Raw genomic sequence first — 16,984 nt, 5'->3', positions numbered from 1 at the left:
TAAGGATATGGATATAAAAGAAAAAATAGAACAATTAAGAGAAGAAATAGAACACCATAACAAACTGTACTATGAATTAGATGCACCAGAGGTACAGGACTACGAGTATGATCATCTTATGAATGAGTTGATGGATTTAGAAAATAAATACCCAGAGTATATGGTGCCTGATTCTCCTAGTCAGAGAGTTGGGGGAAAGGCTCTGGACTCTTTTAGTAAAGTAAGCTTTAGGAGACCTAAGTTAAGCTTGGCAAATGGCTTTAGTCCAGAGGACCTAAGAAGCTTTGACAATAGAATTCGAAAGGTCATTCAAGACTATGAGTACGTAGTAGAGTATAAATTCGATGGTTTGACCGTTGTTTTAAATTATGAAGATGGCCTATTTGTCCAAGGTGCAACGAGAGGAAATGGTGTTACGGGAGAAAATGTAACACAAAACTTAAAAACCATTCGCTCTGTTCCCCTTAAGTTAAAAGGGGAGGATAGCCTTGAAGTTCGCGGAGAAGTGATTATGAATCGAAATGACTTCCAGAAATTAAATGAGAGAAGGGAAAAAGCTCAGCAGGCATTATTTGCTAACCCTAGAAATGCAGCAGCAGGATCGCTTAGGCAATTAGACCCTAAGATCGCAGCTCGTCGCCCCTTAGATATGTATGTGTTTAATGTAGAAGAGATAGAGGATTCTTTTGAAACCCATCACCAGTCTTTAGATTATCTATCTTCTCGAGGATTTAAGGTAAGTCCTTATTTCATCTGTAAGAACATGGAAGAGGTCATTGATTTTTGTAATGAAATGAATGAAAAAAGATATGAACTAGCTTTTGATATCGATGGCATCGTTATAAAAATAGATCACTTAAAGACGAGAGAAATCTTAGGCACTACTGCAAGAAATCCTAGGTGGGCTATTGCCTATAAGTTCCCACCTGAAGTAAAAGAGACAAAATTATTAGATATTACTATTCAGGTAGGTAGAACAGGTAGCTTGACTCCTGTTGCAGAATTAGAAGAAGTTCAATTAGCAGGTACAAGGGTTTCTAGAGCTACTTTGCATAACGAAGACTTTATCAAAGATAAAGATATTAAAATTGGAGATATGGTTTTAGTTCGAAAGGCTGGAGAAATCATTCCAGAGGTTCTTCAGGTAAATTTTGATAAGAGGACAGGGCAAGAGATGCCTTTTCACATGCCTGAGACTTGTCCTACCTGCGGAGAACCAACTTTTCGAATAGAAGGAGAAGCAGCTCGTAAATGCGTCAATTTAAGTTGTCCTGCACAGGTTATAAGGCGAATTGCTCACTTTGCTTCTAAAAATGCCATGAATATTGAAGGTCTTGGAGGTTCCCTTGTAGCAAAACTCTGGGAAGAAGGCTTTGTAAAAGATCCAAGTGATTTATATTTGCTCTATGAAAGACGTGAAGAATTAGCTAAACTAGAAAAGCTAGGAGAAAAATCTGTAGACAATCTCCTCCAGTCTATTGAAGTATCAAAGAAGAGTTCTCTTCATCAGCTGATTTTTGCCCTAGGGATTCCCTATGTTGGAGAAAAAGGAGCAAAAAATTTAGCAGAGAAGTTTGATGTTTTAGATGACCTTATAAGTGCTCCTAAGGAAGAACTCCTTTCCGTTCAAGACATAGGCGAGAAAATGGCCGACGAAATCATAGACTTTTTTAAATTAGAATCCAATCTAGAGTTTGTTGAGAAATTAAAAAGTCTAGATATAAATATGAAAGAACAGAAAAAAGATACTGGCCAAGATCTACTAAAAGGAGCAAAATTCGTTGTTACAGGAACACTACCAAGTCTTAAGAGGGATCAAGCAAAAGAGCTGATAGAAAAAAACGGTGGAAAGGTTGCTGGGTCTGTAAGTAAAAAGACAAATTATGTCCTAGCTGGTGAAAACCCCGGTTCTAAATACGAAAAGGCTGTAGAGCTAGGTATAGAAATCATTACAGAAGAGCAATTTTTGTCTATGATCGGCAAATAAGTTTGATTAGAGGAAGAACTTGGCATATAATTGTAAGGTGATTAGGTTTGAAAATTTGGAATATAGGTGGTAAGGTGGTAAGGAAAATCTTACCTCTAAGCTCAAACCTCCTATCTCCATGTAAATAGAGGAGGAATACGATGAAATTAACGAAAGAAGATGTAGTTTATGTTGCAGAATTAGCGCGACTTGAGTTTCATGACGATGAGTTAAAAGTTTTTGGCGATCAATTGACTAGTATTCTCGATTATGCTGAAAAGCTAAATGAATTAGATACGAGTGATGTCAGGCCTACTGCTCATGTGTTACCAGTAAACAATGTGTTAAGGGAAGACGTAGTAATCCCATCTTTAGATAGAGAAAAGGTACTACAAAATGCACCATCTCAAGAAAATGGCTGCTTTAAAGTGCCAAAAGTTATAGAGTAGGAGGGTTGATAGTGGAATTATTTGATTTAACATTACACGACACAGTAGATCTTATTAATAAAAAAGAAGTAGGTTATAAAGATGTAGTACAAGCTTATTTAAAGAGAATAGACGATGTAGAAGACAAGGTAAATTCTACTCTTAAAATTATGGGCGAAGAAGCCTTAGAAAAGGCAGAAAATCTAGACAAAAATGGAATTCAAGCAAAGGGCTTAATGGGTATTCCTTATGGCTTAAAAGATAATATGTGCACCATGGATGTAGAGACCACTTGTGCATCAAAAATACTTTACAACTTTAAACCGCCTTATAATGCCACTGTAGTAGAAAAATTAGAACAAGCTGGTTCTATTGTTCTTGCAAAAATGAATATGGATGAATTTGCTATGGGTTCTTCTACAGAAAACTCAAGTTTTAAAAAGACTCATAATCCTTGGGATTTAGACAGAGTACCAGGAGGATCCTCAGGTGGCTCTGCTGCTTGCGTTGCAGCTGGTGAAGCAGCTTTTGCTCTAGGTACAGATACAGGCGGTTCTATTCGTCAACCTGCAAGTTTTTGTGGCGTTGTAGGATTAAAACCTACTTACGGAATGGTATCTCGATATGGACTTATTGCCTTTGCATCTTCCTTAGATCAAATAGGCCCTATGACAAAAGATGTAGAGGATTGTGCTATTGTTTTAAATGCTATTTGCGGTCATGATGATAAAGATTCTACATCTGTAGTGACAGAGAAAAAAGATTTTACAAATTATTTAACTAAAGACATAAAAGGACTAAAAATTGGCGTTCCAAAAGAGTATTTTCAAGAAGGATTAAACAATGAAGTAGAGCAGTCTGTTCGAGAAGCAATTAAAGTCTATAAGAATCTAGGGGCTGAAATTATTGAAACGAGTTTGCCTACTACAGAATACGCATTATCTGCTTATTATATTATCTCTTCAGCAGAAGCTAGCTCTAATTTAGCTCGTTATGATGGTATAAGATATGGTTACCGTGCTGAGGATTTTGATGGCCTCGTTGATTTATATAAAAAATCTCGTAGCGAGGGGTTTGGAAGTGAAGTGAAAAGGCGTATTATGCTAGGAACATATGCCCTTAGCTCTGGATACTATGACGCGTATTATAAAAAAGCCCTACAAGTTCGTACATTAATAAAAGAAGATTTTGACAATGTGTTTAAAACTTGCGATGTCATTCTTTCTCCGACTTGTCCGACTACCTCCTTTAAGTTAGGGGAAAAGAGTAATGATCCACTAGAAATGTACTTGTCTGATATTTATACTGTTCCAGTGAACATAGCTGGTGTACCAGGTATCTCTATCCCATGTGGATTTGACTCAGAAGGCTTACCTATAGGACTACAGCTTATTGGTAAAGCTTTTGGAGAAGATACTCTGTTAAAAGCATCCTATGCCTTTGAACAAGCTACGGATTATCATAAAAAAAGAGCAAGTCTATAAAGGAGGTTAGAATATATGGAATACGAAATCGTAATAGGATTAGAAATACACAGTGAATTGCAAACCAAAAGTAAAATATTTTGCGGTTGCTCAACAAAATTTGGCGCCGACGAAAACACACAAACTTGTCCAGTATGTCTAGGGCTTCCAGGTACTTTGCCTGTATTAAATAAAAAAGTAGTAGAATATGCCGTAAAAGCAGGTACTGCTATGGATTGTGAAATTGCACGTTTTAGCAAGATGGACCGAAAAAATTACTTTTACCCTGATTTACCTAAGGCCTATCAAATCTCTCAATTCGATTTTCCTATTTGTGGAAAGGGAAAGATTCACATTAAAGGAGAGGGCTTTGATAAATTTGTAGGTATTACGAGAATACACATTGAAGAAGATGCAGGAAAGTTGATTCACGAAGGCTCAGAAGGTACTCTTGCAGATAACAATAGATGCGGTGTTCCCTTAATTGAAATTGTCACAGAACCTGACATGAGAAGCGCTGAAGAAGCTAGAGTCTTTGCAGAAAAAGTTAAAGCTACTTTAGAATATACAGAAGTTTCTGATTGTAAGATGCAAGAAGGTTCTTTGCGCTTTGACGTAAACTTATCTGTTCGACCTATGGGAAGTAAAGAGTATGGTACGAGGACTGAAATGAAAAACTTAAACTCCTTTAGATCTCTAGAAAATGCTATTAAATCAGAATCAAAAAGGCAGATTAAAGAAATTGAAAAGGGAAATAAAATTATTCAGGAAACCCGTAAATGGGATGATGACAAGGGATTAAGCTTTTCTTTGAGAAGTAAAGAAGAAGCTCATGATTATAGATATTTCCCAGATCCAGATTTAGTACCAGTTATATTAGAAGAAGAGTATATCGAATCTATAAAAGGCTCTATTCCAATTCTTCCATGGGAGAGAATAGAAAAATATACTTCAGAGTGGAATTTAACCCAGACAGAATCACAAATTCTGACAACTACAAAGCAAATGGCAGATTTCTTTGAAGAGTCGGTAATGTATTGTGATGATGCAAAATCTGTTTCAAACTGGATATTAGGCGATTTATCCGCACTATTAAATGAAGCAGGAATCGAAATTACCCAAATTAAATTTAACCCTGAAGGTTTGGCTAAAATGGTCAATATGATTAATAAAAAGGAAATTAGCAATTCTGCAGGAAAAACTGTGTTAAAAGAGATGTTTGAAACGGGTGCAGCGCCAGAGGATATCGTCAAAGAAAAGGGCCTAGTCCAAATGAATGACGAAGATGCCATAAAGGAAATCGTTCTAAAGGTCATAACAGACAATCCAAAATCTGTAGAAGATCTAAAAAGCGGAAAAGACAAGGCAATAGGATTTTTAGTAGGACAAGTAATGAAAGCGACAAAAGGCAAGGCGAATCCAGGCGTAGTAAATGATATGATTAAAAAGAATATCTAAAATAAGGCATTAATAAAACTTTAATACAACTGTTTAAAGAAGAATACACTGAAATTAAGAGTATTCTTCTTTCTTTAATAGTATGTACAACCAATTTGATATGAATTATATAGGAATAGAAAAAGTAATAAAATTATTGGTATAAATGGTATAAGTTGTTTATGAACATTAAATATTGAAATGTTCTGATAAAAATGATATATTAAGTAAGATTAATATAATTGACGTGAAAAAAATAGGGGGAAAATTTATGAAGAAAAAGTTAATAACAATGACAAGTATTATTCTCGTGGTTGTGCTTTTGATTTCTGGATGTTCAGGTGCTTCAGAAGAAGATAAAGAAAAAATTCTTCGAACGAATAATGCAAGTGAACCAGGATCTCTAGATCCAGCCTTGGCACAAGGTACTCACGAATCATGGGTTCTAGACCACATTTTTGAAGGGTTAATGAAAAAAAGTGCAGATGGAGAAATTGTCGGGGGAATGGCTGAAAAGTATAAGTTAGCTGAAGATGAACTGACTTATACATTTACATTAAGAGATGATATTACATGGTCAAATGGGGAGCCTGTTACAGCTCATGATTTTGAATATTCTTGGAAAAGAGCTCTTAAACCAGAAACTGCCGCATATTATGCTTATCAATTTTACTATATAAAAGGTGGACAAGCATATAATGAAGGCAAAGGTTCTGTAGAAGATGTAGCAGTAAAAGCTGTAGATGACAAAACTTTAGAGGTTGTATTAGAAAGTCCTACTGCATTCTTTCCAGAATTAACATCTTTTTATTGTTATTTCCCAGTAAGTAAGGATGTTGTTGAAGAAAATCCAGACTGGGCAAAAGATCCTTCAACATATGTGTCAAATGGACCATTCTTATTAACTGAATGGGAACACAATGCTAAAATTTTAATCAAAAAGAATGAAAAATATTATGACGCTGATAAAGTAAAACTAGATGGTGTAGATTTTGCAATATTAGACGATGAAAATACAGCATGGCAAAGATATGAAGGTGGAGAGTTTGATTTCTTAACACCTCTTCCACAAACAGTAGTAGCTCAACTTAATACTGAAAAGAGCTCTGAATTAGTAATAGGAGCAGATTTAGCTACATATTATTATAATTTAAATAATGAAGTAAAACCTTTTAACAATGCAAAAGTAAGAAAAGCTTTATCTATGTCAATTGATAGACAAAAGATTATTGATAATGTAGCACAAGGTGGTCAACTACCTGCAGAAGGTGTTGTACCTTATGGTATACTTGATGAAAGCGGAAAGGAATTCCGTAAAGTAGGTAATTTCATCAAATTTGATGTTGACGAAGCGAAAAAATTATTACAAGAAGGCTTAACTGAAGAAGGCATGTCCATTGATGATATGCAAAATGCTACTCTTGTCTACAATACACAAGAAGCTCACAAAAAAATTGCTCAGGCAGTACAGGAAATGTGGAGAACAAATCTAGATATTGAAATTCAATTAGAAAATGTAGAGTTTCAGGTTAAACTAGATAGGGAAAAAGCTGGAGATTATGAAATATCCAGAGCAGGTTGGATAGGCGATTATATTGATCCGATGACATTTATCGATCTTTGGGTAACAAATGGTGAATACAACGATGCTAATTACAGCAACGAAAAGTATGATGCATATGTAAAGACAGCAAAAGCAACTGCTGATCAAGCGGTACGTATGGATGCAATGAGAAAAGCAGAAACATTATTAATGGAAGAGATGCCAGTATTACCAATCTACTTCTATACACAACCATATGCACAAAAATCTTATGTAAGCGGAGTATTTAAACCTGTAAACAGATACCCATACTTTATCTATGCAGATATGGATGTTGACAAGTTCTAAAATAATAAATAAATAGATATGTTAAGTGAAAACCGAGACTCTATGAACTTGTTTATAGAGCTCGTTTTTCATTCATCAACATAAACATAGAGTAGCTTACTTTATAAAGGAGAACTATTATGACAAAATATCTTATAAAAAGGATTGCTTTAGCATTGGTTACCATTTGGGCGGTTATTACCATAACATTTATGTTAATGCATTCAATACCTGGCAATCCTTTTCGTTCAGAAAGTAAAATGCCACCAGCCGTATATGAAAACTTACAGGCGAAGTATGGTCTGGACAAGCCAGTATCTGAACAATATGTAATCTATCTTCAAAATTTATTGAAGGGAGATTTGGGTGATTCTATGAAGTCAAGAGTAGAAACCGTTAATGATATGGTTTCGAGAGGATTTCCTGTTTCAGCTCAATTAGGATTGCAAGCTTTACTTATTGCTGTTGTGTTTGGACCCGCATTAGGTGTTCTTGCAGCACTATATCAAAATAAAATCCCTGATTATATATCTATGATTATCGCAATAATTGGTATTTCAGTTCCATCCTTTATTATGGGAACATTGTTAATACAATTTGTGGCGAGAAATGTATCTTTCTTTCCTATTGGAGGATGGGGTACATGGAGACATTCACTACTTCCCTCTTTTGCAATGGCATTGATGCCATTAGCGACAATGGCAAGACTTATGAGATCATCAATGCTTGAAGTACTAGGACAAGATTATATAAAGACTGCAAGATCAAAAGGAATTGCCAAGTCAGCTGTTATCCTAAAACATGCAGTTCGAAATGCGATTTTACCTGTTATTTCAATTCTTGGGACAACCATTTCTAATTTGCTCGTTGGAAGTTTTGTAATTGAAAAGATTTTTGGAATACCTGGATTAGGTAGATTTTTCGTTCAATCTATCAACAATAGGGATTATACTTTAATTATGGGCACAACTATTTTTTATGCAGCTATATTAATCATTATGTTGTTAATCGTAGATATTGCATATATGCTTGTAGACCCACGAATTAAGTTGACGAAGGAGGGGCGATGATGAATAATATAGATTTTAAACCAGAATTATTCGAAAAAGCGGACAAATCTAATCAAAATGCAGATAAAATTCATCGTCCTAGTATTAAGTATTGGCCTGATGTTTGGCGAAGACTGAAACAAAATAAACTAGCTATGCTAGGATTAACCCTAATTATTGTAATGGCTATTATGTCCTTTGTAGGTACATACATGTCAGGATATGCATATTTTGAGCAGCATCTAGATATGACGAATCAAAAACCGAATTCTGCTTTCTGGTTTGGTAGTGATGAGTTAGGTAGAGATATGTTTACTAGAGTGTGGTTTGGTGCAAGATATTCTTTAGCAATAGGAGTAATTGCAGCATTAATTGATTTTTTAATAGGTGTTATTTATGGTGGCGTTGCAGGTATGGCTTCTAGAAGAGTAGACAGTATAATGATGAGACTTGCTGAGATTATTTATAGTATTCCATATTTGCTAGTTGTAATATTACTATCAGTCGTTCTGCAGACAGAGGGCGGAGGTAGCTCTATGTTTGTCATAATACTTGCTATGAGTTTGACTGGTTGGGTACCAATGGCCATACTGGTTAGGGGACAAGTATTGCAATTAAAGGAAACAGAATACTCTTTGGCATCAGAATCATTAGGTGCTGGTAAAGGTTGGATTTTAAGAAAACATATTATTCCAAATACATTAGGTCCAATTCTAGTTAATGTAACACTTACTATTCCACGTGCTATATTTGCTGAAGCCACATTAGGTTTCTTAGGTTTAGGTTTACAGGCGCCAAAGTCAAGTCTTGGAACACTTGCAAATGACGGATTGGCTGGTCTGGCGGTAGGAAATACATACCAAATTCTTATTCCTGCAATTTTGATTTCGTTAATCATGTTCTCATTTAATGTACTCGGAGATGGATTAAGGGACTCATTAGACCCACGATTACGTAAGTAGAGAGGTTAGGACGAATATGAATAAAATACTAGAAATAAATAATTTAGCCGTCTCTTTTAAAACTTTTTTTGGAGAGGTTGAAGCAGTTAGAGATATCAGCTTTTATGTAGGTAAGCAAGAAACAGTTGCGATTGTCGGAGAATCAGGGTGTGGGAAAAGTGTTACAGCAAATTCAATTATGCAATTGTTGCCAATGCCTCCTGCCTATTTTAAAGCAGGAGAAATCAAATTTGACGGCGAGAATTTAATAACGAAGACAGAAAAAGAGATGCAAAAAGTTAGAGGGAATCGGATTTCTATGATTTTTCAGGATCCTATGACTTCTCTCAATCCAACAATGAAAATCGGACAACAAATTATAGAAGGTTTGATAAATCACCAGGGTTTATCACGAGAAGAAGCAAAAAAACGGGCAATTGAAGCATTAGAACTTGTATCAGTGCCTCAACCCGAAAAAAGAATAGAACAATATCCTCATGAATTTTCCGGAGGAATGAGGCAAAGGGTTATGATCGCGCTTGCTATGGTATCCAATCCTCAGTTGTTAATCGCAGATGAGCCTACAACAGCTTTGGATGTAACGGTTCAGGCTCAAATTCTTGATTTAATGAAAGATATACAAGAAAAGTTAGGTATGTCAATTATATTAATTACTCATGATTTAGGTGTAGTTGCGGATATGAGTGATCGTGTTGTAGTAATGTATGCAGGACAAATTGTAGAGCAAGGCTTGACAGATGAAATATTTAAAAACACCTCTCATCCTTATACTAAAAAACTACTAGCTTCTGTACCTAGTTTAGATATGAATAAAGATGAGGCTTTACTTTCGATAGATGGAACACCGCCAGATTTATATATTCCTCCAAAGGGATGTGCTTTTTATGATCGTTGCGATTATGCTATGAAAATTTGTAAAGATCATATGCCACAATTTACAGAGCACAGTTCAACTCATATTAGCCGTTGTTGGTTGAATCATCCTATGTCAAAAGATGCGAAGGGGAGTGAAGTATAATGCAAGAACCATTAATTAGTGTAAAAAATCTAAGAAAGTTTTTTAATGTTGGTAATGGTAATAAGCTAAAGGCTGTCGATGGTATTAGCTTTGATATATTTCATGGAGAAACCTTTGGTCTTGTAGGTGAATCAGGATGTGGAAAATCTACTGCTGGTAGGACTCTCACCAGATTGTATGATGCTACTGAAGGAGAAGTTATATTTAATGGAAAAAATATTTTTAATCTTTCAAGGCATGATATGGCTGATGTGAGAAAGAATTTACAAATGATATTCCAAGATCCATATGCTTCGTTAAATCCAAGAATGACAGTAGCAGATATTGTCGCGGAGCCTTTAGAGATTCACAGAGTTTATAAATCTGAAAAAGAAAAGAATGCAAGAGTAGTTGAATTACTAGAACTGGTTGGATTAAACGAAGAACATGCCATGCGTTTCCCACATGAATTCTCTGGTGGACAACGTCAAAGGGTAGGTATCGCTAGAGCGTTGGCTTTAAATCCTAAATTTATTGTGTGTGACGAACCTATTTCGGCCTTAGATGTTTCGATCCAAGCGCAAGTGGTTAATTTGTTGAAGGAATTACAGGATAAGCTCGGTTTAACATACCTGTTTATTGCTCATGATTTATCTATGGTTAGATATATTTCAGATCGAGTTGGAGTAATGTATTTAGGGCATATGATGGAACTGGCAGAATCAGAAGAATTATATGATAACCCTCTTCACCCCTATACAAAAGCTCTATTATCTGCAATTCCTATTCCTAATCCTGATATTCAGAGGAATAAAAAGAGGATTATGTTAGATGGAGATGTTCCTAGTCCAATAAATCCAAAAGAAGGATGTAGGTTTGTGGATAGGTGTAGTTATGCAATTGATAAATGCAGACAAGTTACACCAATTTTTCAAGAACAAGAACCTGGTCATTATGCAGCTTGTCATCGTATAGGTGAAATATAATATTAGAGGCCTATATTTTAATTAAGACTTTTCATATTCATAGTCCCTACTATTATTGAATATACTACGTAAACAATAAGCAAAAATGCTATCACCTTTTATGGGGATAGCATTTTTTATAAAAAATTTATTTCGTATTAGGAAAGTTCTAGTTTTTAATGAAATTATTATCAAATGATAATAACCTGATGTAACGGTGACTATTAGTGACCTAAAAGGTTTTACTTAGAACCTACAACTAAAGTGCGAGGCACTTTCTTGCGTTTTATAGAACGATAATCTTTTTTAACTTTTACGGAGTATTTCTATTTTCCTTTTGCTTCTTTGAAATAAAGTATGCACAATCATCATTACATGAGCTGGTAATAGCTTGTACATTTTGAAGTGCGCATTTTCCGTTTTCTTGATAGATACAATTTGAAGTACAATTAATCGTCGTCAATTTAAGCCCTCCATTATTTTTCTTTCAGATTAATTTAGTATATACTATAATAGTATTTGACAAATTCAGAATTTTTGGAGTGAAAAATATTGGAAATTGGAAAACTTTCAAATGAACAACTAGATAGGATTATCTTCTCAAAGATAAAATACAAAGATGAAAGAGTATTAGTAGGCTCAGGTATTGGCGAAGATTGTAGTATTGTAGATTTCAAAGATGAGCTATGTGTTATATCATCGGATCCTATTACGATTACGACAAGCAATATGGGAAAATTAGCAGTATATGTATCATGTAATGATATTGCATCTAAGGGTATTAAACCTTTTGGTATTATGGTTACCTTATTAGCGCCTCCTAGGGCTACTTTAGAAGATATTCAAGAGATAATGGAGGATATTTTACAAGTATCTAATGAGCTTGAGATTCAATTGTTAGGTGGACATACAGAAATAACGGACGCAGTAAATCGAATTGTTCTTTCAGTCACCTCACTAGGAGGAGGTTCCAGAGACTATTTAACTCTGGGAGAAAAGGTTCAACGTGGAGATCTGCTTGTCATGACGAAGTATGCAGGATTAGAAGGAACGGCTATTTTATATGATGATTTTAAGAATCAAATTGAAAACCTAACAGAAAAAGACTTAGAAGGACTGCAGTATGTATCATCTAGCTTAAGTGTAATAGAGGAAGGTCTTATAGGTGCCCAAATTGGCGTAAAATCTATGCACGATGCTACAGAGGGAGGAATTCTGGGTGCTGCATGGGAAATGGCTGAAAAAGCGAAACTCGGAGTTCAAATCGTGTCTCAAAACATCCCTATATTAGAGGTAACGCAAAAAATCACCTCACCGTTTCATATAAATCCATTTAGACTAATCTCTAGTGGCGTAATGCTCATGATTGTTGCAAAAGAAAAAGAAGAAGTGCTCTTAAAGAGTTTACAAGAAAAAAAAATTAATGGAGCAGTAATAGGTGAGTTTATAGAAGAAGAGTCGATGATACTAAATGAACATGGACAGCGATTGCCTTTAGATGCACCTGAGGCGGATGAACTTTATAAAGCGTATAAATAAATCCATTATTCTAACAAGCCCCCCTTTCTCATATAATTATCCTAGGGGGTGGAGTTTTGAAAAGAAAATTGTGGATGATATGCATAGTTATGCTTATTATATGCTCGGGTTGTAGAAAAGGGACAGATACAGTTTTGAATGATAAACAAGCTGTGGAAAATATAGATTATGAACAAGCCAATAAGGACTATGTGAGTACTTTTACCGAGTTAAATGATATCAGATTGCTAGAGCTAGATGAAAGCAAAACCCGGGGTGTTTTTTATTATGTAGACCCTCAGGGGTATTTAATTCCAGTTATGCGCCAAATTCCAAAACAGGAAGGCATTGCAAAATCTGTGATAAAGGCCTTAGTAGATAATCCGGAAAATAGAATTGAGCTTAGAGAGATTGGTTTATCTCCTGTATTGCCGGAAAGTCTTGAATTTGATTTGGCTTTAAAAGAAGATAATCTTATGAGAATAAGTTTTAACGACGATATTAATTCATTTAAAGACAAAAAAGAAGAACAGACCGCGATAAAGGCGATTGTATACACACTGACAGAATTTGAAACGGTTAATAAGGTGCAAGTATTAGTGAATAATCAGATTGTAGAAGAACTAGCACAAGGAACAAAAGTAGGTGAACCTTTGACCCGAGGAAATATCAATTCTTTAGATCATGTAGTTCAAGGGGAATACGTAAAGAGCACTTTATACTTTTATAATAATGTAAGCAACAACTACACATATTATATACCAGTAACAAAAAATATTTCCAAAGATAGCACATCGGTAGATAAGATAGTTCAAGAACAAATTGGCTTTTTTAAGGAAACGAATACACCAATTCCTGAAGGTTTTGAATTAGAAAAGGTCTCAATAGAGGGCAATATGGTTAAGATAAAGATAAAGAATCCCATTGATACGGATAGCCAGGAATGTGTTCGGTTTATGAAGAGTATGTCTTTGACAATAAGTCAAAATAGTGATATAGAGTTAATTATTCTATCCCAAGGAAATAAGGATGTTGCAAGCTATACTATAGAGGCATTCGCAAACGTATATAAATGACAAATGGAGGCAAGAAATGCAAAGATACGATAAAAGAAAATACGATGAGTTAAGAAAGATAAAGATTACAAAAGATTATACCAAACATGCAGAAGGATCTGTATTGATTGAGTTTGGCGATACAAAAGTAATTTGTACTGCTATGGTAGAAGAAAAAATCCCAATCTTTTTAAGGGGACAGGGGAAAGGTTGGATTACGTCAGAGTATCGAATGCTTCCTAGCTCGACAGTGACGAGAAAAATCAGGGATTCTAGCAAGGGAAAAGTAGATGGCAGAAATATGGAGATTCAGAGATTGATTGGCAGAACCCTTCGGTCTATAATTAATTTAGAAAAATTAGGAGAAAGAACACTTTGGGTAGATTGTGATGTCATTCAAGCAGATGGCGGTACAAGAACGGCTTCTATTACTGGTGCATTCGTTGCAATTATGATTGCTGTAAAGAAATTAAAAGATGCAGGACGCATTAAAGAAATCCCAATAGACCATTTTGTAGCAGCAGTAAGCGTAGGTGTAGTAGGGGGGCAACCATTATTAGATTTATGTTACGAAGAAGATAGTAAGGCAGACGTGGATATGAATGTAGTAATGACAGAAACAGGCCAATATGTGGAGATTCAAGGTACAGGAGAAGCAAGACCTATAAGTAAAGAGGAATTGAGCACTCTTTTAACTTATGCAGAAAAGGGAATTATGGAATTAATTAGTATTCAGAGAAAAGTGCTGATGGAAGGAATGAACGAATGAAAATAGTTATTGCTACAGGAAACGAACACAAGAAGGACGAAATTAAGGCTGTACTTGGAAGTGAATTTGATGTAGTAACTATGAAAGAAGAAGGGATTTATGTAGACATCGTGGAAGATGGTACAACCTTTGAAGAAAATGCCCTCATAAAGGCAAGAGCCTTAAAGAAGTATACGAAAGAAATAATTTTAGCAGATGATTCTGGATTAGCGGTAGATGCTCTAGAAGGTAAACCTGGTGTATATTCTGCCAGGTACGCAGGAGAAAATGCTACAGATGAGATGAATAATGAAAAGCTATTATCTGAACTTAAAGATGTGCCCATGGAAAATAGAAGCGCTAAATTTGTATGTATTATGGTATTGATTCTTCCCAATGGAGAAGAACATCTCTTTAAAGGTGAATGCAAGGGGAGTATTGACCTTAGATTAAATGGACAAAATGGATTTGGATATGATCCATTATTTATTGTGGATGGGTTAAAGGAAACATTTGGAGAACTTTCAGCAAAAGAAAAGAATAAAATTAGTCATCGAGCATTGGCATTGGACAAGTTAACAGAAATGCTAATGAACAATAAGTGCTAATGAAGATATTAGTTTTTAGTGATAGTCATGGAAATTTATTTAGGGTGAAAAAGATACTCGAAACATTTAAAGATGTGGATATGATTTTTCATTTGGGGGATAATATAAGAGATGCTATAAAAATTCAAGAGATGGTATCTTGTCCAGTTAAATATGTAAAGGGCAATACAGATTTATGTGAAGGACCATTGGAAATTATCGAAGATATATGTGGAAAGAGATTTTTTTTGACCCATGGACATCAGTATAGAATAAAATCAGATCTAAACAGTTTATATTACGCTGCACAAGAGAAAAAAGCTGATGTGGTTTTGTTCGGCCATAGCCATGTGCCTTATCAGGAGATAGTAAATGGAATTTTATTTTTAAATCCTGGAAGCATTGGTGATAAAAGATGGCAACCTAAAGAAACATATGGAGTTATTGAAATCACAGAAAGTGGACTATTAGAAGCTAGAATTTTAGACGTACAATAAGGGAACGAGTAAGACGTTCCCCTTAGTCCTTTAAAGCTAAGAATATATTGATAAAAAGATGACAATGAAAATATTAAAAAAGATATTGACTTAAGTCTTATCCTATTGTATACTAATGCTTGTCCTTAAGAAATAGAGGAATTGGAATGTTTGGAGATAAAACATAATTATAAAAAAATTAAAAAAGTTCTTGACTCTAAAAATAGAACATTGTATAATAAATGAGTCGTCAATCGAAATATGTCGAAAAATCAAGTAAATAAAAGTAATAAATTAACTATGCGGGTGTAGCTCAGTGGTAGAGCCCTGGCCTTCCAAGCCAGTCGCGAGGGTCCGATTCCCTTCACCCGCTCCATTTTTTTAAAGCATGCGCTTGTAGCTCAGTAGGATAGAGCAACGGCCTTCTAAGCCGTGTGCCAGGGGTTCGAATCCCTTCAAGCGCGCCATCCAACAAAACTAAAGATATGGTGAGCGTAGTTCAGTGGTTAGAGCGCCAGATTGTGGTTCTGGATGTCGTGGGTTCAAATCCCATCGCTCACCCCATAGAAATTTTAAATTAATATTGGGGTATCGCCAAGTCGGTAAGGCACCAGATTTTGATTCTGGCATGCGTAGGTTCGAGTCCTGCTACCCCAGCCAACCATAATTGTTTATCTTTAATTAGTAATAATCTTGATCCATTAGCTCAGTTGGCAGAGCACCTGACTTTTAATCAGGGTGTCCCGCGTTCGAGTCGCGGATGGATCACCATTTTAAAATTTGTGCGGATGTGGCGGAACTGGCAGACGCGCTAGACTTAGGATCTAGTGTCTATGACGTGCAGGTTCGATTCCTGTCATCCGCACCAAAAAAAGCATCTTCGTTACTCGGCGAGGGTGTTTTTTTATGTGTGGAAATACGTCTAGAGAATGACAGGAGTCGAACCTTGAGAAGGACGAGGAATGGTGGCGAAGCCATTCGAATATGCTAAATGCATATTTGAAAATGACGAGATTGTGAAGGAGCTATGCGACTGAGCAAAGAAATGCGAAGCATTTGCTCCTGTCATCCGCACCAAAAAAAGCATCTTCGTTACTCGGCGAGGGTGTTTTTTTATTTTTTGAGATTTGAAATTTCTAGAACCCTTATAAATACTAAGTTTTTTTATTAGTATCTAAGGGTTTCTTTTTTTATTTAACAGCTATTTTATTCAGAAAAGCTAAAATATAATTATAGAGAAACAACAAACATAAATGTAGTATCATGATACATCTGTCAAAAATCTGTCTTAACAGAATTAATTCTTTTTATTTGTTATTTCAAATTGGTCACAAATGGTTAATTATAACTTGCCATTAATTATTTTTCGCTGTATAGTACACAAAAGCGTTATAGATGTGTGTTTCTATAAGCAATCTGGTAATATGTCAAGAAAAGATTTTTAAATAAATCAAACATAACTT

The 16,984-nt window shown here is 35.3% G+C and carries 15 protein-coding genes and 6 tRNA genes; 20 read left to right on the top strand and 1 reads right to left on the bottom strand.

All coding sequences use genetic code 11. From position 1 onward, the window contains the following. The first annotated feature begins 7 nt into the window (after nucleotides 1-7). The 9 genes from ligA to Q7P22_RS03325 all read left to right on the top strand — a co-directional run bounded on the left by ligA (nucleotide 8) and on the right by Q7P22_RS03325 (nucleotide 11,158). Nucleotides 8-1,987 (top strand): NAD-dependent DNA ligase LigA, encoded by a 1,980-nt coding sequence (gene ligA / locus Q7P22_RS03365; RefSeq protein ID WP_303860612.1) that lies wholly within the window; start codon nucleotides 8-10, stop codon nucleotides 1,985-1,987. Nucleotides 1,988-2,127: 140 nt separating this feature from the next. Next, nucleotides 2,128-2,415, top strand: a complete 288-nt coding sequence (gene gatC / locus Q7P22_RS03360) for an Asp-tRNA(Asn)/Glu-tRNA(Gln) amidotransferase subunit GatC (protein WP_303860609.1) — start codon at nucleotides 2,128-2,130, stop codon at nucleotides 2,413-2,415. An 11-nt stretch (nucleotides 2,416-2,426) separates the two neighbouring features. Beyond that, nucleotides 2,427-3,878 carry an Asp-tRNA(Asn)/Glu-tRNA(Gln) amidotransferase subunit GatA gene (gene gatA / locus Q7P22_RS03355; protein ID WP_303860606.1) on the top strand — a complete coding sequence of 484 codons (1,452 nt, stop codon included), beginning with the start codon at nucleotides 2,427-2,429 and terminating at the stop codon, nucleotides 3,876-3,878. Between the two features lie 15 nt (nucleotides 3,879-3,893). Continuing rightward, a complete protein-coding gene (gene gatB, locus Q7P22_RS03350) occupies nucleotides 3,894-5,315 on the top strand; it encodes an Asp-tRNA(Asn)/Glu-tRNA(Gln) amidotransferase subunit GatB (RefSeq protein ID WP_303860604.1) in 1,422 nt (473 codons plus the stop codon). Nucleotides 5,316-5,565: 250 nt separating this feature from the next. Next, nucleotides 5,566-7,185, top strand: coding sequence for a peptide ABC transporter substrate-binding protein (locus Q7P22_RS03345; RefSeq protein ID WP_303860602.1), 1,620 nt, complete (start codon nucleotides 5,566-5,568; stop codon nucleotides 7,183-7,185). Nucleotides 7,186-7,304: 119 nt separating this feature from the next. Beyond that, complete coding sequence (locus Q7P22_RS03340) at nucleotides 7,305-8,234, top strand: ABC transporter permease (protein WP_303860599.1); 930 nt, start codon at nucleotides 7,305-7,307, stop codon at nucleotides 8,232-8,234. After that, a complete protein-coding gene (locus Q7P22_RS03335) occupies nucleotides 8,234-9,175 on the top strand; it encodes an ABC transporter permease (protein ID WP_369695485.1) in 942 nt (313 codons plus the stop codon). Before Q7P22_RS03340 ends, Q7P22_RS03335 begins: the two co-directional genes overlap by 1 nt. Before the next feature lie 16 nt (nucleotides 9,176-9,191). Then, nucleotides 9,192-10,193 (top strand): ABC transporter ATP-binding protein, encoded by a 1,002-nt coding sequence (locus tag Q7P22_RS03330; protein WP_303860595.1) that lies wholly within the window; start codon nucleotides 9,192-9,194, stop codon nucleotides 10,191-10,193. Further along, nucleotides 10,190-11,158, top strand: coding sequence for an ABC transporter ATP-binding protein (locus Q7P22_RS03325; protein WP_369695487.1), 969 nt, complete (start codon nucleotides 10,190-10,192; stop codon nucleotides 11,156-11,158). The genes Q7P22_RS03330 and Q7P22_RS03325 overlap by 4 nt, the downstream gene beginning before the upstream one ends. 292 nt (nucleotides 11,159-11,450) lie before the next feature. Here the strand turns inward: Q7P22_RS03325 and Q7P22_RS03320 are convergent, their stop codons facing one another. Next, nucleotides 11,451-11,600, bottom strand: a complete 150-nt coding sequence (locus tag Q7P22_RS03320; protein ID WP_303860590.1) for a hydroxymyristoyl-ACP dehydratase — start codon at nucleotides 11,598-11,600, stop codon at nucleotides 11,451-11,453. A gap of 89 nt (nucleotides 11,601-11,689) precedes the next feature. Here Q7P22_RS03320 and Q7P22_RS03315 point away from each other — a divergent pair, with 89 nt between their 5' ends. The 11 genes from Q7P22_RS03315 (at nucleotide 11,690) to Q7P22_RS03265 (ending at nucleotide 16,389) form a co-directional block, all read left to right on the top strand. Next, nucleotides 11,690-12,676 carry an AIR synthase family protein gene (locus Q7P22_RS03315; RefSeq protein WP_303860588.1) on the top strand — a complete coding sequence of 329 codons (987 nt, stop codon included), beginning with the start codon at nucleotides 11,690-11,692 and terminating at the stop codon, nucleotides 12,674-12,676. 56 nt (nucleotides 12,677-12,732) lie between these two features. Further along, nucleotides 12,733-13,731: a GerMN domain-containing protein gene (locus Q7P22_RS03310; protein ID WP_303860586.1), complete on the top strand. Its 999-nt coding sequence runs from the start codon at nucleotides 12,733-12,735 to the stop codon at nucleotides 13,729-13,731. A 16-nt stretch (nucleotides 13,732-13,747) separates the two neighbouring features. Then, nucleotides 13,748-14,479, top strand: coding sequence for a ribonuclease PH (rph, locus tag Q7P22_RS03305; protein ID WP_303860583.1), 732 nt, complete (start codon nucleotides 13,748-13,750; stop codon nucleotides 14,477-14,479). Beyond that, nucleotides 14,476-15,066, top strand: a complete 591-nt coding sequence (locus tag Q7P22_RS03300) for an XTP/dITP diphosphatase (RefSeq protein WP_303860581.1) — start codon at nucleotides 14,476-14,478, stop codon at nucleotides 15,064-15,066. Before rph ends, Q7P22_RS03300 begins: the two co-directional genes overlap by 4 nt. Continuing rightward, nucleotides 15,066-15,542 carry a metallophosphoesterase gene (locus tag Q7P22_RS03295; RefSeq protein WP_303860578.1) on the top strand — a complete coding sequence of 159 codons (477 nt, stop codon included), beginning with the start codon at nucleotides 15,066-15,068 and terminating at the stop codon, nucleotides 15,540-15,542. The genes Q7P22_RS03300 and Q7P22_RS03295 overlap by 1 nt, the downstream gene beginning before the upstream one ends. 281 nt (nucleotides 15,543-15,823) lie before the next feature. Next, nucleotides 15,824-15,897 (top strand) — tRNA-Gly (locus tag Q7P22_RS03290). A 14-nt stretch (nucleotides 15,898-15,911) separates the two neighbouring features. After that, nucleotides 15,912-15,988, top strand: a tRNA-Arg gene (locus Q7P22_RS03285). A gap of 21 nt (nucleotides 15,989-16,009) precedes the next feature. Further along, a tRNA-His gene (locus Q7P22_RS03280) sits at nucleotides 16,010-16,085 on the top strand. Nucleotides 16,086-16,105: 20 nt separating this feature from the next. Continuing rightward, nucleotides 16,106-16,181, top strand: a tRNA-Gln gene (locus Q7P22_RS03275). 35 nt (nucleotides 16,182-16,216) lie between these two features. Further along, nucleotides 16,217-16,292: transfer RNA gene (locus Q7P22_RS03270), tRNA-Lys, on the top strand. 13 nt (nucleotides 16,293-16,305) lie between these two features. Further along, a tRNA-Leu gene (locus Q7P22_RS03265) sits at nucleotides 16,306-16,389 on the top strand. The last annotated feature ends 595 nt before the right edge of the window (nucleotides 16,390-16,984 follow it).

Origin of the sequence: Alkalibaculum bacchi (assembly GCF_937875145.1) — a bacterium.
GTDB lineage: Bacteria > Bacillota > Clostridia > Eubacteriales > Alkalibacteraceae > Alkalibaculum > Alkalibaculum bacchi_A.
Note: the sequence above shows the minus strand (reverse complement) of the source record. Positions and strands in the feature narration are given on the sequence as shown.